Raw genomic sequence first — 20959 nt, 5'->3', positions numbered from 1 at the left:
CGTTGACGTTTTTATTGATTTTGTTCAGTTTTCAATGTTCAATTCGTCATTTGCGACTTTAATATCTTAACATCTCCAAAACACAATGTCAATTATTTTTTGAAAATGTTTTTTCATTTCGTTGTTCTATGTTGCTGACAACGTTTATAAATATACCACCGTGCTTTTCTAGAAGCAAGTACTTTTTTTTCATTTTCTCATTTTTTTTCAAAAACATAAAAACCCCGGCTAATTCGCCGGGGATACTCATTTAATCTTTATGTCTCATAAGCGGGAATAACAGCACATCACGAATAGACGGAGAATTTGTCAAAAGCATAACGAGACGGTCAATCCCAATACCTAGTCCTCCTGTCGGTGGCATGCCATACTCTAGCGCTTCAATAAAGTCATCATCCATTTCATGCGCTTCATCATTTCCTTGCTCACGCTCTTTTAGCTGCGATTCAAAACGTTCGCGCTGGTCGATCGGGTCATTTAATTCCGTGAAAGCATTGGCATGCTCACGCCCTACAATGAACAATTCAAAGCGATCTGTGAAACGTGGATCTTCTGGATTTTTCTTCGCCAAAGGTGATATTTCAACCGGATGACCATAAACAAAGGTAGGTTGAATAAGCTCTTCCTCCACTTTTTGCTCAAAAAATTCATTGATAATATGACCGAATTGCATCGTTTCTTTATATTCAATACCATGTTCTTTTGCAAGCTGACGTGCTTCTTCATCGCTCATTTCACGCCAAAAGTCTACACCTGTGTATTCTTTTACAGCATCAACCATATGAAGTCGTCTCCATTCAGGTTTCAACTCTACTGTATATTCACCATATTCAATTGTTGTTGTTCCAATGACATCTTCAGCTACGTGAGCAATGACGTTTTCAGTTAACCGCATAATATCGGTAAAGTCTGCATATGCCTCGTACAATTCAATCATTGTAAATTCCGGATTATGCCGTGTTGATACACCTTCATTGCGGAAAACACGACCGATTTCATATACTTTCTCCATTCCGCCAACTATCAGACGTTTCAAATGAAGTTCAATTGCGATTCGCATATATAATTCCATGTCGAGTGCATTATGATGTGTGACGAATGGACGGGCGGCTGCACCACCAGCAATAGAATGCATCATCGGTGTTTCCACTTCCAAATAGCCATTGTTATCAAGGTAACGACGCATCGATTGGATAATGCGACTGCGGGCGATAAAAGTTTGCTGACTTTCCGGGTTTGTCATCAAGTCCAAATAACGCTGACGATAGCGTTGTTCAATATCTTTCAGCCCATGATGTTTATCTGGAAGAGGCCGAAGTGATTTCGTTAAATACACGTATTCTGTTGCTTTCACAGATAGTTCGCCTACATTTGTTTTAAATACTTTCCCTTTGATGCCGACAATGTCTCCGAGGTCAGTCATTGTAAAGAGATCATACGCGTCTTCTCCAACAGTATCTTTACGAACGTAAATTTGAATTTGACCGTTTAAGTCCTGAACGTGGGCAAATCCCGCTTTCCCTTTCCCACGCTTCGTCATAATACGTCCAGCAATGACTACTTCTGCTCCTTTTTCTTCTAACTCTTCTTTTGAAAATGAATCAAACTGCGCTGTAATTTCTTCTGATGTATGCGTACGCTCGAAACGGCCTCCAAACGGATCAAGTCCTTTATCTTTTAAAGACTGCAATTTTTCTCTTCTGACCAACAGCTGGTCGTTTAATTCTTCACTCATTTTTCCGTTCACTCCTATATTCAATTAAACCGCCTGAATCGACGCTTCCTTTTCTTCCACTTCGTCTACAAATGTTGTTAATAATGTGACGAGGTCACTTCTCGTTTCACATGTATTGATCTCTTTACGTACTTGTCCGTTTCCACGTATGCCTTTCAAATACCATGCGGCATGTTTGCGCATTTCACGTACAGCAACGTTTTCATTTTTCAAGTTAATTAAACGGTCTAAATGAAGAAGACATACGTCGATTTTTTCGCGCGCTGTCGGTTCATCTGCAAGCAGGCCTGTCTCAAGGTATTGCACCGTCCGGTAAATCATCCACGGATTTCCGAGTGCAGCGCGGCCGATCATCACCGCATCGCACCCTGTTTCATCAAGCATACGTTTCGCATCTTGTGGTGTTTCCACATCGCCATTTCCGATCAATGGAATATTAATTGAGTTTTTCACTTCTTTAATAATGTCCCAGTTCGAATGGCCTTCGTACATTTGCACACGCGTACGGCCATGAAGCGCCACCGCCTGACCTCCTGCACGCTCAACGGCGCGGGCGTTCTCAACCGCATAAATATGATCTTCATCCCAACCCATACGCATTTTAACCGTTACAGGCTTGTCAACTGCATCGACGACAGCGGATACCATTTCATAAATTTTATTCGGATCAAGAAGCCATTTCGCTCCTGCATCACACTTCGTAATTTTCGGTACCGGACAGCCCATGTTAATATCAATAATGTCTGCATTTGTATTTTTATCAACAAAACTTGCCGCTTGTACGAGCGATTCTCTTTCACCGCCAAAAATTTGAAGGCTAAGTGGTTTTTCACGCTCATCGATATAAAGCATATTCATGGTTTTCTCGTTTTGAAATACAATTCCTTTATCACTGACCATTTCCGCGCATACCATTCCGGCACCGAATTCTTTTACTGTCAAACGGAAAGCAGAGTTACATACGCCGGCCATTGGCGCGAGCACTACCCTGTTTTTCAGTTCAACCGATCCGATTTTCAACATAAATAATCACCTCTCTGTTTTCACAAGGACGAAAAAGCGTCCGCCGTTTTCCAGAGCTTGACGCCTTCTCTTCCCTGAACATAATGTAAATATTGTTCCAGCGGCATTCCTGTATCAGGAATTTCGATCGTTGCATCTATTTCTGCCAGCGGAATAAGTACGAAAGCACGCTCTTTCATCCGCGGGTGAGGAATAATAAGGTTCTCTGATTTAATATTGTCGTGATTATACAACAAAATGTCAAGGTCTATTGTCCGCGGCCCCCATCTTAAATCCCGCTTCCGTCCAAGCTCATTTTCAATTTCCATACAGACGCCAAGCATCTCAACCGCCGACAATAATGTTTTCACTTTCAATACGATGTTTAAAAAGGGCGGCTGATCAGCAAAACCAACCGGGTCTGTTTCATATATAGAAGAGATCGCTTTAATATGCATCTTTTCTTTTTGACGGAGAAGCTTCACGGCTTCCTTCAAGAAGAGTTCACGATCGCCCATATTCGTTCCGAGAGATAAATAAACTAAATGATTCATTATTCACGACCTCTCGTAATTTCGATCGCGACAAAGTCATAATGTCCCGCAATGGGAGGGTCTGGTTTAATCACTTTTACTGTACATGACTGCACATTAATAAACTTTTCTAAAAGATCGCCTGCTATTTTTTCAGCCAGCGTTTCCACAAGCTTCACTGGACTGCCTTCCATAACTGCTTTACACGCTTCATATATCTCCCCATAATTGACCGAATTCTTAAGATCATCTGTTTCGCCTGCTTTTTTAAGCGAAACATCAAGTGTCACATCTGCCCGAAAACGCTGACCGAGTTTATTTTCTTCAGGAAAAACACCGTGATAGCCGTAAAATTCCATACCTGTCACATAGATTTTATCCATTGTGATGCCCCTTTCCGACTAGCGCATCCATCATTTTCATCATGCGCGCGATTGGCAATACATCATGAACTCGAACAATATGACACCCTTTTTGAATACCAAAACAGCAAGTTGCACCTGTCCCTTCCATCCGCTCCTCTACCGGTACATTCAATACATAATCAATCATTCGTTTACGTGATGTACCTAGCAGTACCGGGAAACCGAGCGCCGCAACACGATCAAGGTTTTGCATCATCTCCATATTTTGCTCCATCGTCTTTGCAAAACCAATACCCGGGTCAAGAATAATATGTTCATCCGGCACACCAGCTTTTTTCGCAATTGTAATGCTTTCATATAAATCTTGTAAGCAATCCCTCATAAAATCTCCGTAATTCATTTGTTCCCGGTTGTGCATTAAAATAATAGGTACTTCTTTTTCAGCAGCGACTGCTGCCATATCCGGATCTTTTTTCGCACCCCAAATATCGTTCAGGATCGACGCGCCGGCTTCAACTGCTTTTTCAGCTGTTTTTGCTTTAAACGTATCGATAGAAATTGGAACGTCTACTGAGCGATCGATTGCTTCAATAATCGGCTGCACCCGGTTGATTTCATCTTCGGTAGAAACTGGTGTATAGCCTGGGCGAGTGGATTCACCGCCGATGTCTATAATATGTGCCCCGTCCTTTACCATTTGAACAGCGTGGTGAACAGCTGTATCATGCTCGTTAAACTGACCGCCATCAGAAAAAGAATCAGGCGTCGCATTTAAAATGCCCATCACGTACGTTTGCTGTTCAAAATCAAGTGTGTATTTTCCCGCTTTCATATTGTACATCTCTCCAGTTTCTTTAATCATTCTTTTTATTTTAACATAAAAAAAACAACAGACTGCGCGAATGCAGTCTGTTGCGGGTTTAGCTTAATCGAATTGGTAAAGCGGTGTGCTAAGGTAGCGTTCGCCATTTGATGGAAGAATCGCCAATACTTTTTTGCCTTTACCTAGTTTTTTTGCCACTTGAACAGCAGCAGCAATCGCTGCGCCTGAAGAGATACCTCCAAGGATCCCTTCTTCACGTGCAACAAGGCGCGCTGTTTCAAATGCTGTATCATTGTCAATTTGGATAACTTCATCGTAAATTTTCGTATCAAGAACAGCCGGAATAAAGCCTGCACCGATTCCTTGGATTTTATGAGGACCCGGTTTACCACCTGAAAGAACCGGTGAATCTGTCGGCTCCACTGCATAAATTTTTGCATTTGGCCATTTTTCTTTAATGACTTGTCCTGAACCTGTAATTGTCCCACCCGTACCGATACCGGATACGAAACCATCGAGTTGGTCAAATTGCTCAGCAATCTCTTTCCCTGTTGTCAAACGGTGAATTTCAGGGTTTGCTTCGTTTTCAAACTGCTGTGGCAAGAAATAACCGTTTGCATCAGCAAGTTCTTTCGCCTTGCGGATTGCTCCACCCATTCCTTCTGGTCCCGGTGTTAATACAAGCTCTGCACCATAAGCACGAAGCAAGTTGCGGCGCTCCATGCTCATTGTTTCAGGCATAACAAGGATTGCTTTGTATCCTTTTGCTGCTGCAATCATCGCAAGGCCAATTCCTGTGTTACCGCTCGTAGGTTCAATTAATGTGCCGCCTGGCTGCAAGTTGCCTTTTTTCTCCGCTGCTTCAATCATCGCAAGTGCGATCCGGTCTTTTACACTGCTTCCCGGGTTCATGTATTCAAGTTTTACGTACACTTCTGCACTGTTTTCATCTACTACATTATTTAATCTTACAACTGGTGTTTGACCGACTAAATCGGCTACTGAATTCGCTACACGTACCATTAATTATTTACCTCCATTTAAATGCCGAGTATTTTTATTGGTTATATAGAATTTATCAGCTTTTGATTGAAAAGTCAACCATTTTGATTAAGTTCGAGGTCACATAGATAAAAACCTGCCAATTTTAGCAGGTTTTATAAAGATCAGGCCTCTTCTTTTAGTTGTTCAAGTTCTTCTTTTGAAAATATATATCGTTCGTTACAGAAATGACATTGTGTTTCAGCACCGCCGTCTTCTTTAATCATTTCTTGAATTTCCCCACGTCCAAGACTGACAATTGCATTGCCAAATCGCTCTTTTGAACATGTACATTCAAATTGAACCGGCATTGTTTCCAAAAACTTTACGTTCCCTTCACCGAAAATGTACGTTAAAATCTGCTCCGGTACTAATCCTTTTTCAATGAGCTTAGATATAGGCTCCATATTCGTAATGCGTTCTTCTAAAATCGTAATCGTCGCATCATCTACATTTGGCATGAGCTGAATGATGAAACCGCCAGCAGCCAGTATCGAGTTATCTGGGTTAACAAGCACACCGACACCAACCGATGATGGTACTTGCTCAGATGCGGCAAAATAATACGTAAAGTCCTCTCCAAGCTCACCTGAGACAATCGGTGTTTGACCGCTGAAGTTTTCACGAAGACCGAGATCTTTTACGACTGTCAGCATGCCGTCTGTTCCAACGGCACGACGTACATCAAGTTTGCCATTTTCGTTCAAATCAAAGTGGGTTTGCGGATAGGTAATGTAGCCACGCACATTTCCATTCGCATCACTGTCAACGAGAATCGGACCCGCTGCGCCACCACCTTCAATTTTCAATGTGATTTTTTCGTTTCCTTTCATCATTGCACCCATCATGACACCTGCTGTCATGGAGCGGCCGAGTGCTGCAGACGCTGTTGGCCATGAACCGTGTCTTCTTTGTGCTTCCCCAATTGTTTTCGTTGTATTTACTGCATAGGCACGGACCTGTCCGTCAAAAGCCAATGCTTTTACTAAATAGTCACTCACTCTAATCTTCCTTTCCTACATTTCTTTTATAAATTAACAAAAGACCTTTTAATGTTAATTCCAGATCGACGACATCAATCTCATCACACTCTTTAGCAATGAGTGCCGCGAGACCTCCCGTTGCAATAACTGTTGGATCGATATTACTTTGGCTTTTCATTCGTCTGACTATACCCTCTACTTGACCAACATATCCATATAAAATACCTGCCTGCATCGCAGAAATCGTATTTTTGCCCACAATATTATCCGGCCGTGCAATTTCAATACGCGGAAGCTTTGATGCACGCGTGTAAAGCGCTTCTGTTGAAATACCTATTCCAGGTGCAATTGCACCGCCCATATAATTGGATTTTTCATCTATATAGCAGTATGTGGATGCTGTCCCAAAGTCGACAATAATAAGCGGAGAACCGTATTCATGAATGCCTGCTACTGCATTGACAATTCGGTCTGCTCCAACTTCGCGCGGATTTTCATATTTAATATTTAAACCGGTTTTCACACCAGGGCCGACAACAAGCGGATGAACGTGAAAATATTTTTTACACATGCGCTCAAGTGCCGCCATAATCGGTGGTACAACGGATGAAATGATCACACCATGAATTTGTTCAAATTGCAAACCGTCATGCTGAAATAAGTTTTTAATTATCATACCGTATTCATCTTCTGTTTTATTACGGTTCGTTTCAATACGCCAGTGATACTTTAATTTTTCTCCTTCGTACACACCGAGCACTGTATTTGTATTTCCCACATCCAGTACAAATATCAACGTTCTCACCACACCTGTTCATCTATTTTTTTCGTGTTTTATCATATCACACTATTCAAAAATGAAAACAAAAGACGCCCGAAAAGAATACTTTCCGGGCGTCTGTCTATTATGCTTTTGGTTCTTCACCGTTTAAAGGCATTTTAAGATCGTCTCGCACTTCCGGTACATCCACAGCGTTTTCCGGCAAATTCGTCGTTTCCGTTGCTGGTGTTCCTTCTGTCGCGTCTGTCTTTTCAAGCACTACTGTATTGTCTTTTAACTTTTCTTCACCGTCAGAACTGTAGTTTCGTTCCGGCAATGTCCCATGATCAGACAAGTGTTTAATTTGTGCTGCATCAAGCGTTTCGATTTCAAGTAGTGTATTCGCAATGAGCTCGAGCTTATCACGATTTTCTGTCAAAATCTGTTTCGCACGTGCATAGCACTCTTTAATAATCGTTTGAATTTCCACATCAATTTCATACGCAATGCGGTCTGAGTAATTTTGTTCGCTATTAAAGTCGCGGCCTAAAAACACTTGTCCTTGCGATTGACCAAATTGAAGCGGTCCCAGTTTGTCACTCATTCCGAATTCCGTGACCATGCGGCGAGCAATACCCGTTGCACGTTGGAAATCATTGTGAGCACCTGTTGAAACTTCACCAAAAATAATATCTTCCGCTACACGGCCGCCAAGAAGACCGGTAATTTTATCAAGAAGTTCCGGCTTTGTCATGAAATAACGGTCTTCTTTCGGAAGCATGACAGCATAGCCCCCTGCCTGTCCGCGTGGAACAATCGTCACTTTATGAACCATGTCCGCTTCATCTAGTACAAGGCCGATGACGGTATGTCCCGATTCATGGAACGCGACGATTTTTCGTTCTTTTTTGGAAATGACGCGGCTCTTTTTGGCAGGTCCAGCAATGACACGGTCTGTTGCTTCATCTACATCAGACATATCGATTTTTTTCTTATCTGTACGGGCAGCCACAAGCGCGGCTTCATTTAGTAAGTTCTCAAGGTCCGCACCAGAGAAACCCGGTGTACGCTGTGCAATCGCACGCAAGTCAACAGATTCATGAAGCGGCTTGTTGCGGGCGTGTACACGAAGGACTGCTTCACGGCCATTTAAATCTGGACGGTCAACCGTAATTTGACGGTCAAAACGTCCCGGACGAAGAAGTGCCGGGTCAAGAATATCAGCACGGTTTGTTGCCGCAATCATAATAATTCCTTCGTTCGCACTAAATCCATCCATTTCAACGAGCAATTGGTTGAGCGTTTGCTCACGTTCGTCATGACCACCGCCCAGTCCAGCGCCACGCTGGCGTCCAACCGCATCAATCTCATCGATAAAAATGATACATGGTGAGTTTTTCTTCGCATTCTCGAACAAATCACGAACACGGGAAGCACCGACACCGACGAACATTTCAACAAAGTCCGAACCACTAATCGAGAAGAATGGCACACCCGCTTCGCCAGCCACCGCTTTTGCGAGCAATGTTTTACCTGTACCTGGAGGTCCTACAAGAAGCACTCCTTTTGGAATACGGGCACCGAGTTCAGTAAACCTGCGCGGATCTTTCAAAAATTCAACAACTTCAACAAGTTCTTGTTTTTCTTCATCTGCGCCCGCTACATCGTCAAAGCGGACTTTTTTCTTTTCATCGTTGTAAAGGCGCGCTTTACTTTTGCCGAAGTTCATCACACGGCCGCCGCCACCACCCTGTGCCTGATTCAACAAAAAGAAGAAGAAAATAAAGATAATGAGGAATGGGATGATCGTTGTGAAAAACTGTACCCATCCACTTGTTTCTTTTGCCGGAAGAATGTTCACTTCCGCATTTTGAGATGCAGCATTTACTTGATTCAGCATCGTATCATTGCCCGTTACATATGTAACGAACATTTCATTTTCCTCAGCCCCTTTTAGCGTTCCGCGTATTTCATATACGCCACGCTCCGGCTGCATAGTAAAGGTTTCAACATCATCTTGCTTCAGATACGTCAGAAATTCATTATATGTGACATTATTCGTTGGTGCGTTATTGTTGTTGAAATAGCTAACAACACCAATAATGACAAGAAAAACGAGTAAATAAAATATGGTGTAACGAAAAATTCTGTTCATCCCTTACCTCCTCCCAAAAAAGCTGACTATATGCAATGTTATCATATAGAAAGTTAGTGTTACAACTATTTGAACCTTCTTTTAGCCTGTTTAATCCGCTCACTTATTTACCTTCAGCCGCCATATAAATAATTGGTTTTAATACACCAATATACGGAAGATTACGGTAGCGTTCTGCGTAATCAAGACCGTAGCCAACCACGAATTCATCCGGAACAGTAAAACCTATCATATCTACTTTGATTTTTGCTTTCCGGCCAGTAGGTTTATCCAGAAGAGTAGCAATTTTCACTGATTTCGCTTTCCGATAATGAAATAACTCCGCTAGATAGCTTAAGGTCATGCCGCTGTCAATAATGTCTTCGATAATTAACACATCGCGTCCTTCTACAGATGTGTCCAAATCTTTAACAATTTTCACTTCACCAGATGACACCGTTGATTTCCCGTAGCTTGAGACGTCCATAAAATCAACTTCAAGATGTGTATCCACACGTTTAATAAGGTCAGACATAAACGGCATAGCACCTTTTAATACACCTACAAACAGTGGATAACTGTCTTTATACTCTTCTGTCAACTCCGCGCCAAGCTGTTTTACTTTCGCCTGTATTTCCTCTTCCGAAATAAGCACCTTCTCAATATCGTTACTTAACAATAGACTTTCCTCCCAGAATTGGCTTATTCCTTTTCATAAATTAACAGCAACGGCCCAGACTGCTCATGAATGGATTTGCGGACACCCGGTACCCAGAGCAGTGTTCCATCTGCATCCGTCACAACCGGAAGATCATCCCGGTATGCTAAAGGGATCTTTTCGTCAATAAATAAACGGGCTAGCTTTTTCGAACCACTCATTCCTTTTAACTGAATTTTGTCGCCTTCTTGACGCGTTCGAATGCAGATCGGCCATTGTATATGATCCGAATCCAATTTAAAACATGCTAATTCAGCTGAACATTTCCCTTCTGTTTGAACCCTAAATGTGCCTCCAGATGGCCACTGTACAACGTCCCCTGGATAAAGAAAAAGCGGTTCGCTCTTTTTTTTCGACTCCCCCGTTTCAAATGAAAATAAACAATCGTCTCCAATTTTCTGAACAGTAAGACTAGATGGAAGGTTCAATTTCCCCGATGGAGAAGATGATTGAAGCAGTTGTAAAGTGTGCTGAATATGTAGAAATGAAAACGCTGTTTTTCCATGATAGAGATAGTTTAATATTAGATGAATTGCCCTTCTTTGTAAAGGCAAAGGCACTGTTTTGAACGGATCAGTTTTTAGAGATACGTCCCGATGTTTCCATATTGTCATATTCTCGATTTTCTGCCGGGCAAGTACTGTTAAAAATTCTTCATCTTCTCTCTTCTCTTCACTGAAACGCTGCACATGAAAATGCGCTTTCTTATTTTCTTTTTTAATGAAAGGCAGTAAGTTATGCCGGAACCGGTTGCGTGTGTAATCGTTTTTTTCATTGCTTGGGTCATCACGGTATTGAATGTTATTGGATACGCAATAAGTAAGAATATTTTCTTTCGTTACTGTCAGAAAGGGACGGATAATAGATCCCCCTGCAAATGATCGCTCAGATGGGATACCTGTATATGTGTGGGATCCTCTCGTCAACTGCATAAAAACCGTTTCAATTTGATCGTCCGCATGATGAGCAGTAGCCAGTTTAGCAGTACTATATTCTTTCATCACTTGCTCAAAAAAAGAATAGCGGACACTCCTGGCAGCTTCTTGAATACCCGCTCCTGTTTTAATTGACTCGGCGCTTGCATCCACCTGCCCTGCTTTAAACGGAATATTTCGCTCCCGACAAAATGACTCCACAAACAGCAAATCTTCGTACGATTCGTTTCCACGCAGCATGTGGTCTACATGAATGGCACTAATCCGAATAGACATGTCCTCTTGATTCTCATAGAGAAAATGAAGAAGCGCCATTGAATCGGATCCTCCTGAAACAGCAGCGACTACATGATCGCCCGGCCGAATGAGTTTATGTGTATAGATAAATGTTTTTACCTGTTTTTCAAAAGACTGCATACCTTCCGCTCCGCTTCTCATCGTTTCTTTTAGTGTAACAAAAATACCATGAGGATGAACGTAAAAAAAACCAATACCACAGGCCATTTTTTTGATTTACGCTTCTTTCTTGTTCTCATCTTCGTCGGCTCTTTGCCTGATAAACAAATAAGCAGTTCTTTTTTCATCGTCTTCGCACAATTATATTGACCACTAATCGCCTGCTGCAAAATAGGAGCGGCCAGTTGAAGTACCGGTGATGATTCAATAATGGCTATTAAGCGTTCGATTTGTCCACCGGCCTCTTGCACTTCTTTTTTATGCATCAGTGTAATCGTCAAAACAGAAGCAGCGAATAGATCATACGCTGGTTCCGCTTCCCTCGTCCCTGAGTGCCAGGCAGCCCGATCGTAAAGAGTAGTGTACTCTTTCACAGAACGCCCCTGTTTTGTGATACCGCCCATATCCACTGCCCGAATCATATGGGTAGGGCCAGAAATAATTAAGTTTTCCGGCTTTAAATCACCCATAATTTTGCCTGAATTATGAAGCGGCTCCAAAAAATCAAGCAATCGAAGCAGCAGGATAAAACTCCATTCTTCTTTTTTATTTTTCATAAATGTATGCAGCATTAACCCGTCAATATACTCCATAATGTAGAAAGGATAAATGACACCATTTTTTTCAACATCGTCTGCTTCAATAAAAAAAGGGCCGGGAGATGCTTCCCTGACCCGTTCAAGTGATTTCAATGTATTCGTTTCAGAGGCAACAGCGGCCGAATCGGCAAATTTTAACGCGGCCTGTCCAATCGCACCTGTTACAAGGTAGACAATTCCATTCGCGCCGCGGCCAATTTCTCTCTCTACCCGCCATTTATGTCCAGTCCATTTGCCTATTAACAACTCGCCGGGCATTGCTTCATATCGATTTTTCATCGTACTTCTCCATATCGAGAAATGAAGAAAGTGCCTGTCTAATCGCCGGACCGGTCGGTGTAATACCGCCGGACGCAAGCTGCGGAAATGATTCAGCTAATTTTTTTGCATTGTCTGTCCAGCCAATCCGCTCTTCTGCCGCACTATATTTCCCAGGAAATGTCCACAATGAAAAAGAAGAATGACCGCTTCTTGACTGCATACTAACCGATAAATCATAAAGCGCTTCTTTAACAGCTGGCAGTTTCAGTTTCATGCTGGCACTCATATCTGTCAACACAAGCAATTTTAATTCTGCTTCTTCGCTAATGTCTTCCACCTTTTCCGCGATTTTGCCTCTTTTTTCAGGCGGCAGCGACTCAATTTGCGCATCTTCATTTAAAATATCACGCAGTTCCTGATTAATAATGCTATAAATTGTACCTGTCATGGCCTGACGCGTCACATTCACAACCGTTTCTGATAGTGACCTCGCTTGTACAATCCGACTTTCTCCACCACCGGACCTCGCAATAGATTCAATTTCCTCCAGTCCTTCTGCCCTTTTGCTGTCATCGACAATCCCAATGACATTGACAGTAATACCTTGTCGTAAAGCAAACGCAGCCATCGCAGCCGGATCTTCTCCTGTGTTTGAGCAGCCATCCGTTAATAAAAGAAGCTGCCTGATCGTTCCCATCTTCATGATCGTCTCCGCCTTTCACCTTTTTTCTTCATGTTCGACGGAAATGAACAAAATTATACGGCCCGGCGTCTCATCGGACGTTTTTTCCTTTTCTCAGACGGTTCAATATCATAAATTGGAATTGCCGCCCACTCTGGTAAATTATGCTCCACGCGCGCAACGCATAGCGTCATATCATCTTTTATTTCCCCCGCCTGTGTACGAATCACTTCATCCATTAATAAATCAGCAAATTGCTGAGGATCGTTCGTCTCAATCGATTTAATTTTTCGTTTCATCCAGATGTCAGCGTTTTCAATAAAATCAGGCCCTTCGAATACCCCATCACTCATCATTATAAGCAAGTCTCCCGACTTCAGTTGTTCATGAACAGTGTCCACTTCAAACTGTTGTAAAATACCTATTGGCAAATTACCGGACTCCACCTTTATTACTTGATCACCCCGTTTAATAAAGCTCGGTGATGAACCAACTTTCAAAAAGACAGTCTGTGCATCCTGCAAATCAATAATAGCTAAGTCGAGCGTTGAAAACACTTCATCATTCGTCCGCAACGACAAAATAGAGTTAATCGATTTCACTGCTACTTTTTCTTCAATGCCGGACTGTAATATCCGCTTCAATAAACTGATCGTAGCGCTGCTTTCATCGTGTGCTCTATCTCCATTCCCCATCCCGTCACTGATCGCAAGTGCAAATTTCCCTGTCCCAATTTCGATTGCTGAAAATGAATCTCCCGATACAAGACCGCCTCCTTTTGCGGCGTGTGCCAGTCCTGTCACAATGCGGAATGCTTTCGCTGATCGGAATACACTTCTCATTCCAGAACCGTCCTCCTGCTCACGAACAACAATGATATATTCATCGAGTAATTCCGATAAAATAGGTGCAATAATTTTTTCGCTTTCTCCATGTCCCTTTGAATACGGAATCGTCATTTCTATATCGATTGCTCCTTTTTGAACACTGAATACATCAATATCAGTAATTTCCATTCCGAATGATTCGATTGCAGACGTTATTTTTTCTTCCTGTGTACAATGCGCCGCTTCTTCACGCTGCATTTCACTCGCAAAATCACGCATCACTTTTGATACTCCTTCCAACTGATCCGCAACGATTTTTCGGCTGTCTCGCATTTGTTGTTTTAACTCTTTATTCGCCCGGTAATACGTCAGTTGTGAACGAATCTCTTCTTCTACACGAACCGGTCGGAAACAGCGGGTTTCCAGTTCTTTTACAAGTGGCGGTGATAAGCTGTCTTTTTCAGTGTCTACTTCTTCGAGTATGTCTTTCATCAATTTATATGTGTCATCAAATTGATACACCCAACACTGCTCTTTTTTGAAACAAGTTTGACATGTTTTTTCCGTAACGCCGCTTAAAAACAAATCAAACTCTCTATCTTCGCCCTCCAAAGGTTGATTCGGCTGCGAGAAACTATCGGCCAACGCATCAAATAAATCCGAAAACTGTTCCATTCGATCTGAAGTCACATCCCGTACTTTTCGTAAATATCGCTGCTGTTCTATCGAGTGCTCTGTCGTTCCGGGAATTAATTTAGACACATGGTCTGTCCATGCTTTCGGTGTCATAAATAAAAGCAGTGCAGCAGCAGCCGATTCATACAATGTCGTCATATTCATGATATCGCCTTCACCGTAAAAACCGGCCAATACAGTGGCCGCCATCAAGCCAGCCACTGCACCGCCCCGTTTCCATTCTTTGAATAACCCCCCCAGCAGCCCGGCAAACGCTAGAATGCTCATTTCATGAAAATCGCTAACACCTGCTAAACTTAAAATCAGCCCACTTACAACACCAGCAGCCGATCCGAATGCGGCACCTGATAAAAACGAAATAGCCGTTACGAGATACCGAGCCGCTATATGATCTGCCTCAAGTCCGCCAATGGACCAACCGACCATTCCCGTCGCTGCCGAGGCGAAGACAATAAGCAATCCAATCCATTCTTCCGTTTTTAGTGTACGAATTCGCCCTGATAAGGATAAAAACGGCAAGCACTGCATAAAGATAAGTGTTAGCACAAAAGCAAGTGATGCTTCCACAGCGGCGAGCACAAGATCATATGCCGGTACAAATTCTGGACCGTTCACTGTATACGCCAAAATACTTTTCACTGTAAGAATTGTAAAGAAGACAAAAAATGGAACAGGTGCTGTTTCCCCTTTATGAAGCGTCCTGAATAATCGATGTAAAAGTAAAAAACTAAACAAAACTGCAAAGGTGCTTACTGTATTCAGCGGTGAAACCGTAAATGATCCCGCAAGAACAGCTATACATACACGGGGCGCCATCTCTTTTCTCATGACAAATACAGCTGCAAAGAAGGAAAGCGCAAAAGGCGACAATTGTGAAAGTAATAAAGCCCGTCCAAATAAAAAACCCGCCGGAAACAGTATCCAACCTCGATCAAGTAATAAAAAGGCTGCCTTTCCTGCATATCCGTTGCCCCACTCCCGGCCCAGAACTGCTTTCCCTGTCATCCCATACTCCGCTCTTTGCAATACAGCCCACTCTCCTTTTTATTCGTTTCCTTATATTGAAGTATAAAAGAAAGCAAGTTCAAATTTTGTCAAACGAAGGAATCATTCCCAATAAATCGTTCGACAAATTAACTACGCTTAAAAAAAAAATTAATATTGACATTTCATTCCCGCGCCGTTATTATTGAATCTGTGCTATAAAAGAAAGCACATTTTTGGCGGTGTAGCTCAGCTGGCTAGAGCGTACGGTTCATACCCGTGAGGTCGGGGGTTCGATCCCCTTCGCCGCTATTTTGAAATGCATAGTTTGCCTATTTAAGGGCGACAGACATAAGATAAACTGATGACATGGCGTTCTTCAGAGCCGTGCAGTCAAAACAGCTTATGATCCAAGCCCTCGGCAAACAGAGTTGACACCACAACACTCTTTCTTATCATGGCCCCTTGGTCAAGCGGTTAAGACACCGCCCTTTCACGGCGGTAACACGGGTTCGAATCCCGTAGGGGTCATACTAAAAGGTTCGGCGAGCTTAACCCGCCGAACCTTTTTTTGTCACCGATATTCTTCCACTATCATCTTCTTGCATCAGCATATTCTTCACCATCATCCCTTAATCACTATTTTTTATTTTTTGAAAAAATCGTATCCGATCCCTGGATTTTCACTCAACATAATCATTGGCCCTTGAAATGGTGACGTTTGGGCATCATTGCTTTCCAGCCATAGTGGGGCATCAAGGTCGATTTTCAAAATATTAGGATGAGCACAGGCCAAGTGGGCCGCGGCCAGAACACCCGGTCCGCTTTCCATCATGCTGCCGATCATACATGGAATTCGGCCCGCCTCTGCAATACTGGCAATTTGAAGTGCCCGCATGATACCACCCGCTTTCATCAACTTAATGTTTAACCAGTCAACCGCCTTTGTTTGAACTAATTCCAGTGCCTGTTCAGGAGAAAAAACACTTTCATCTGCCATAATCGGCGTATACACATGATCGGTCACATATTTTAACGAATCAATATCCCCTGCTAAAACAGGTTGTTCAATTATACTAATGTTTAATCGTTCATCTTCCCATCCCTTAATAATGTTAACAGCTTCTTTTTTATTCCACCCTTGATTGGCGTCTACTCTAATTTGAATAGACGGCCCTACCGCTTCACGTATTGCTTTAATTCGTTCAAAATCTTTCTGTCCATCCAGTCCCACTTTTATTTTCAACGATTTAAATCCTTTCTCCACACTCTCCACTGCATCGCGGATCATCGTATTCGCCTGATTAATGCTGATTGTCATATCATTTTCAAGTGTATTTGTTTTTCCTCCAAGCAGTTGATAGAGCGGGATACGTAAAAATTTTGAATAGGCATCAAACAAAGCAATCTCAAAGCCTGCTTTTGCGCTCGTGTTTCCAATGCACGACGTCTGGATCGTTCGCGAAAGACTGAATATGTTTAAAATGCTTTGACCGATCACCGCAGGAGCCAGTGTATTTTTGATCGTTGATTCTATACTTTCAATCGATTCGCCTGTTATAACAACGGAAGGTGAAGCCGTTCCAATTCCCTGTGTTCCATCCTTTAGTTTAAGGCGGACGACTGCTACCTCAATGGAAACAACCTTCCTTAACGCTGTTATAAATGGCTTTTTTAGCTTTAACCGTTTTATTTCTACCTCAACATGGCTTATTTCCAAACTAATTCTCCTTTCTTAAAATGCTAATCATGCGTATTCCAGATAAATAAAAAGAATCCAGCTGCAAGAGAATATAATTTCTCACATAGCTGAATTCTTTCCTACATAGAAAACGATCTCGAATATCGGTATTCGAGACCGCTTAATAACATAAATACAATTATATTGTATCGACAGGGAGCAGCGTTAACCGCGTCTTCCGCCTCTTCCACCTCGGCGTGAGTCTGTTTGACGTTTTAATGTTGTCATGCGTTCTTCGCTGTCTTTCAGGAAACGGGCCACTTTCGATTCAAAGTTCTCTACAGGCGGCTGTCCTCCACCTCGTGGTCCCCCTTTTTGACGGAAATCACCCTGGCGTTGTGGACGCGGACGATATTGCGTTTGCGGCGGTGGATTATCCTTCGCTTTACGAATTGACAAACCGATTTTACCGTCCTTCTCAACATTCAATACTTTTACTTCCACTTCATCGCCGACAGTCAAGTGATCATTAATGTCTTTGACATAATTATCCGCCACTTCACTAATATGAACGAGACCCGTCGAACCTTCCGGCAATTGTACAAACGCACCAAACTTTGTAATGCCGGTCACTTTACCCTGTAACTTGCTGCCCACTTCGATTGACATAAAAAAATTGTTCCTCCTTAAAATTGTTCGAGCTTTATTTATTATTATAGTACGTAAAAAAAGCGTGTCAATAAGACACTGCTTTCTTTATTCTTCTTCTCTCTGCCCTTTTTGATCCGTTTCTGGAAGATTAAAGATAATTTCCCCTTCTTCAGACAAGAAATAGTCTTTCCGTGCGAGATCCGCAATATACTCATCATCCTTCAATCGTTCAAGCTCTTCTTCCGAAAGTTTTTGCTGCTGTTCCAGCTTGGTCAGCTGCTGCTCCGCTTTCACCAGCTTTTCCTCACTCGCCTCAAGACTGGCAGATTGCGATATGACAGCTGATAGCATCGTACCAAGAATAATAAGCCCTACCACTCCAAAAGCTGCTAATCGGCGCATGAGTTTTCGTTTATGCTGCATTTTAAAAATTGATTTTTTTTCCTGAGACAATATAAATGCATTTTTCAATGATGACACTTTTTCTTTGTTCAGTCCGCGCATTGCAGTTCCTCCACCATTTATTTTTTTGAACGGCCTATTGCCGAAAACGGTCGTAACAATAATGTCTTTATCATCCATAATAATAGAGAATGGATCATTCTGGCAAGGAAAACCACGGTTTTCACAATGAAAAGGACCGGAGTGATGAAAAAAATGTGTATAATTGTTTTGATAATATTCCCTATGAGCCGACATAGAAAAAAAACGGCATTCATCACAGGAAGAAAAAAGCGCCGGATGAACAGGAAATAGAGCAGAACGCCAACGAATAGAAACAAAAAGAACGGAAGCCTTACTTGTCCGTCATTTACATAATATAAAGAGATAAACAATCCGATCGCATAACTACTCCAAAATAAACCATCACTTAAAACGAGCAGAACAATCTTTTTTTTGTTCTTACATCTGATCCGCCGGTATACATCAAGCAGCATACCGAAGCAAATGCCCGTCACAGCCATCAAAAGTGCCGTTTCAATTTGTGTACCGAGATTCATTTTGACCGTTTAAAAAATAATTTTCCTGCACTTCCATCTACGTATAAAAAGGCTGTGATCCGCCCTTCAATGGCGGCCTTTTTATTGACGGTATCAAAATGTTTCATTTTCAGCCCACTGCCGCGTACTTTCAGCTTGCCCATTACCGTCTGTAGTAAAAATTCCGAACTATCGAAGCGCTCCACTTGCTGAACACCTGTTAATTCCACTGTTTTCCGCCCTGTTATATTCACTGTATGATCCTGCTTTATGTCCATATTGTTCATCTCCTTTTTATAATCTCTATCTGAGATAATATGCAAAAGGCTTGAAAATTATGAAAAAAGCACCCACTCTTTTTGAAGTGAATGCTTTCCCGCTTATTCAGACAGTTGTTCTTCTTTTAGCACATCGTACATACCCGCTGCTTCTTCCTTTTTCGTTGTATCCAGCAACTTCTCAACACGGACAGTCATAATGCGGCGACCAAGACGAATTGCCAATTCATCGCCGACTTTTACATTAGAACTTGCTTTTCCTGCTACGCCATTAATGGAAATACGCCCTTGATCTGCTACTTCTTTTGCGAGTGTCCGGCGTTTAATAATACGTGATACTTTTAAAAATTTGTCCAGTCTCATCTATCTCTCTCCTCTTTTTTTGCTTCATTCCAAAATGAATCGAGTTCATCCAGCGTAAAGTCTGTAAATTGGCGGCCGCTTTCTCTTACGCGGTCTTCTACATAGCCGAAGCGGCGCCGAAATTTGATGTTAATTGCTGCGAGTGCTTCTTCTGGATGAATGTCATAAAAACGCGCGACGTTAATGAATGAAAAGAGGACATCCCCGAATTCTTCCCGTAGATGAGCAGCGTCACCCGTCTCTGTTTCAACGAGAAATTCGATCCATTCTTCTTTCACTTTTTCGATTGCGCCAGCTGCCTCGCTCCAGTCAAATCCGACTTTCGCCGCTTTTTTCTGAATGTCGTACGCTTCGAGTAATGCCGGCAGTCCTTTCGGGATTCCATCGAGCCATCGAGCTTGCTTATACCCTTTCTCAGCTGCTTTGATTTCCTGCCAATTCGCTTTCACATCATCTGCGGTTTCAGCCTGCTCATTCCCAAACACATGCGGGTGGCGTCGAATCATTTTGGAAGAAGTCGATTCAATTACATCTTCAATGGTAAACATGCCTTCATCTTCGCCAATTTGCGCATGAAGGAGCACTTGCAGCAAAACGTCACCAAGTTCGCCTACCATTGCATCATCGTCTTTGTCATCAATCGCTTCAAACAATTCATATGCTTCTTCTATTAAATACTTTTTTAACGATGAATGCGTCTGTTTCAAATCCCATGGACAGCCGCCGTCTGGTGCGCGTAAACGGGCGATGATCTCTCTTAGCACAGAAAACTCTCGATATGTATCTTCTTCTTTTTGAACAGGCGGCACGTACACACTCGTTAAATTATTAATCTCCATATTGCGATCAAGCTCGTAAAGCGGCATCTTTTTCAGCACTTCCTGTTCGCTGCCCGCTGCCGTTATAACTGTCACTTCATGGTCATCCGGATATTTTTCCATCAATGTCAATTTCACATCAGATGCTACAAATGAATCGTACACTTGGGCAATGATCAAGTGACCAAAAATATGAATATCGTCGCGATTCAATGCAGTACCATCAAGCAGTTGAAAGCCATCAGCTGGATCGATTTCAATGCTGGCAAAAAGCGCATCTAGAAAGCTTTGTCCGCCTGCAATCACCACATCTACTTCACCTGACCGTTTTCGCTCAAGCAACAGTTGTACGGTCTTCTCTGCTGCCATTGGATGACCCGGTACGGCGTATAAAACAGGCTCATGCTTCGATGCTTCAAGCAACAGCTCGACAATTTCCTCATATACATCTTCAAACCGGTCATGCCGTTCATAAACGGTATCAAAACTTTCAAACTGTACACCTTCTTGTTGCAATGCGGAAACGACCGGATGACCCATCGTTCGAAGCCAGACCGTATTTGATTTTTTTAAAAGCCGGTACACACCGAGTGGCATTTGATCGAGATCAGCAGCTCCGAGTCCTACAATCGTTATCTTTTTCTTCATTACACG

At 42.4% G+C, this 20959-nt stretch carries 21 protein-coding genes and 2 tRNA genes; 2 read left to right on the top strand and 21 right to left on the bottom strand.

Annotated elements, in window-relative coordinates; all coding sequences use genetic code 11:
* Window positions 1-250: 250 nt before the first annotated feature.
* The 14 genes from lysS to spoIIE all read right to left on the bottom strand — a co-directional run bounded on the left by lysS (window position 251) and on the right by spoIIE (window position 15555).
* Entirely contained in the window at window positions 251-1735 is a 1485-nt protein-coding gene (gene lysS, locus AWH49_RS07260; protein WP_063965156.1) for a lysine--tRNA ligase, read from the bottom strand.
* A 24-nt stretch (window positions 1736-1759) separates the two neighbouring features.
* Complete coding sequence (gene dusB, locus AWH49_RS07255; protein ID WP_063965155.1) at window positions 1760-2758, bottom strand: tRNA dihydrouridine synthase DusB; 999 nt, start codon at window positions 2756-2758, stop codon at window positions 1760-1762.
* Window positions 2759-2778: 20 nt separating this feature from the next.
* Window positions 2779-3291, bottom strand: coding sequence for a 2-amino-4-hydroxy-6-hydroxymethyldihydropteridine diphosphokinase (gene folK / locus AWH49_RS07250; protein ID WP_063965154.1), 513 nt, complete (start codon window positions 3289-3291; stop codon window positions 2779-2781).
* Window positions 3291-3653, bottom strand: a complete 363-nt coding sequence (folB, locus tag AWH49_RS07245) for a dihydroneopterin aldolase (protein WP_034287928.1) — start codon at window positions 3651-3653, stop codon at window positions 3291-3293. The genes folK and folB overlap by 1 nt, the downstream gene beginning before the upstream one ends.
* Entirely contained in the window at window positions 3646-4467 is an 822-nt protein-coding gene (gene folP / locus AWH49_RS07240) for a dihydropteroate synthase (RefSeq protein ID WP_094777150.1), read from the bottom strand. The genes folB and folP overlap by 8 nt, the downstream gene beginning before the upstream one ends.
* A gap of 93 nt (window positions 4468-4560) precedes the next feature.
* Complete coding sequence (cysK, locus tag AWH49_RS07235; RefSeq protein ID WP_034287922.1) at window positions 4561-5481, bottom strand: cysteine synthase A; 921 nt, start codon at window positions 5479-5481, stop codon at window positions 4561-4563.
* Window positions 5482-5624: 143 nt separating this feature from the next.
* Window positions 5625-6500, bottom strand: coding sequence for an Hsp33 family molecular chaperone HslO (hslO, locus tag AWH49_RS07230; protein ID WP_063965152.1), 876 nt, complete (start codon window positions 6498-6500; stop codon window positions 5625-5627).
* A gap of 1 nt (window position 6501) precedes the next feature.
* Window positions 6502-7278: a type III pantothenate kinase gene (locus tag AWH49_RS07225; protein WP_018395117.1), complete on the bottom strand. Its 777-nt coding sequence runs from the start codon at window positions 7276-7278 to the stop codon at window positions 6502-6504.
* A 109-nt stretch (window positions 7279-7387) separates the two neighbouring features.
* Entirely contained in the window at window positions 7388-9397 is a 2010-nt protein-coding gene (ftsH, locus tag AWH49_RS07220) for an ATP-dependent zinc metalloprotease FtsH (RefSeq protein ID WP_018395116.1), read from the bottom strand.
* A 103-nt stretch (window positions 9398-9500) separates the two neighbouring features.
* Window positions 9501-10055 carry a hypoxanthine phosphoribosyltransferase gene (hpt, locus tag AWH49_RS07215; protein WP_063965151.1) on the bottom strand — a complete coding sequence of 185 codons (555 nt, stop codon included), beginning with the start codon at window positions 10053-10055 and terminating at the stop codon, window positions 9501-9503.
* A 23-nt stretch (window positions 10056-10078) separates the two neighbouring features.
* On the bottom strand, window positions 10079-11446 hold the full coding sequence (gene tilS, locus AWH49_RS07210; RefSeq protein WP_063965158.1) for a tRNA lysidine(34) synthetase TilS: 1368 nt from the start codon (window positions 11444-11446) through the stop codon (window positions 10079-10081).
* Between the two features lie 29 nt (window positions 11447-11475).
* Window positions 11476-12363: a protein kinase domain-containing protein gene (locus AWH49_RS07205; RefSeq protein WP_063965150.1), complete on the bottom strand. Its 888-nt coding sequence runs from the start codon at window positions 12361-12363 to the stop codon at window positions 11476-11478.
* Entirely contained in the window at window positions 12347-13048 is a 702-nt protein-coding gene (locus AWH49_RS07200; RefSeq protein WP_018395112.1) for a hypothetical protein, read from the bottom strand. Before AWH49_RS07200 ends, AWH49_RS07205 begins: the two co-directional genes overlap by 17 nt.
* A 53-nt stretch (window positions 13049-13101) precedes the next feature.
* Window positions 13102-15555: a stage II sporulation protein E gene (gene spoIIE / locus AWH49_RS07195; protein WP_425305698.1), complete on the bottom strand. Its 2454-nt coding sequence runs from the start codon at window positions 15553-15555 to the stop codon at window positions 13102-13104.
* 217 nt (window positions 15556-15772) lie between these two features.
* Between spoIIE and AWH49_RS07190 the strand changes: the two genes are divergently transcribed.
* A tRNA-Met gene (locus tag AWH49_RS07190) sits at window positions 15773-15846 on the top strand.
* 147 nt (window positions 15847-15993) lie between these two features.
* Window positions 15994-16065 (top strand) — tRNA-Glu (locus tag AWH49_RS07185).
* Window positions 16066-16180: 115 nt separating this feature from the next.
* On the opposite strand, the gene AWH49_RS07180 is transcribed toward AWH49_RS07185, so the two are convergent.
* The 7 genes from AWH49_RS07180 to yabN all read right to left on the bottom strand — a co-directional run bounded on the left by AWH49_RS07180 (window position 16181) and on the right by yabN (window position 20953).
* Window positions 16181-17254 (bottom strand): dipeptide epimerase, encoded by a 1074-nt coding sequence (locus AWH49_RS07180; protein ID WP_063965148.1) that lies wholly within the window; start codon window positions 17252-17254, stop codon window positions 16181-16183.
* 186 nt (window positions 17255-17440) lie between these two features.
* On the bottom strand, window positions 17441-17884 hold the full coding sequence (locus AWH49_RS07175; RefSeq protein ID WP_018395109.1) for a S1 domain-containing RNA-binding protein: 444 nt from the start codon (window positions 17882-17884) through the stop codon (window positions 17441-17443).
* A gap of 87 nt (window positions 17885-17971) precedes the next feature.
* The gene (locus AWH49_RS07170; protein ID WP_063965147.1) at window positions 17972-18370 is read right to left on the bottom strand and encodes an FtsB family cell division protein; all 399 of its coding nucleotides are present in this window, start codon (window positions 18368-18370) and stop codon (window positions 17972-17974) included.
* A gap of 17 nt (window positions 18371-18387) precedes the next feature.
* The gene (gene yabQ / locus AWH49_RS21205) at window positions 18388-18867 is read right to left on the bottom strand and encodes a spore cortex biosynthesis protein YabQ (RefSeq protein WP_018395107.1); all 480 of its coding nucleotides are present in this window, start codon (window positions 18865-18867) and stop codon (window positions 18388-18390) included.
* On the bottom strand, window positions 18864-19124 hold the full coding sequence (locus tag AWH49_RS07160) for a YabP/YqfC family sporulation protein (RefSeq protein ID WP_018395106.1): 261 nt from the start codon (window positions 19122-19124) through the stop codon (window positions 18864-18866). Before AWH49_RS07160 ends, yabQ begins: the two co-directional genes overlap by 4 nt.
* Window positions 19125-19226: 102 nt before the next feature.
* Window positions 19227-19487 (bottom strand): RNA-binding S4 domain-containing protein, encoded by a 261-nt coding sequence (locus AWH49_RS07155; RefSeq protein ID WP_018395105.1) that lies wholly within the window; start codon window positions 19485-19487, stop codon window positions 19227-19229.
* The gene (yabN, locus tag AWH49_RS07150; RefSeq protein ID WP_063965146.1) at window positions 19484-20953 is read right to left on the bottom strand and encodes a bifunctional methyltransferase/pyrophosphohydrolase YabN; all 1470 of its coding nucleotides are present in this window, start codon (window positions 20951-20953) and stop codon (window positions 19484-19486) included. Before yabN ends, AWH49_RS07155 begins: the two co-directional genes overlap by 4 nt.
* Window positions 20954-20959: the final 6 nt, after the last annotated feature.

The sequence above is a fragment of the Domibacillus aminovorans genome, assembly GCF_001643235.1.
GTDB classification, from domain to species: domain Bacteria; phylum Bacillota; class Bacilli; order Bacillales; family Domibacillaceae; genus Domibacillus; species Domibacillus aminovorans.
Note: the sequence above shows the minus strand (reverse complement) of the source record. Positions and strands in the feature narration are given on the sequence as shown.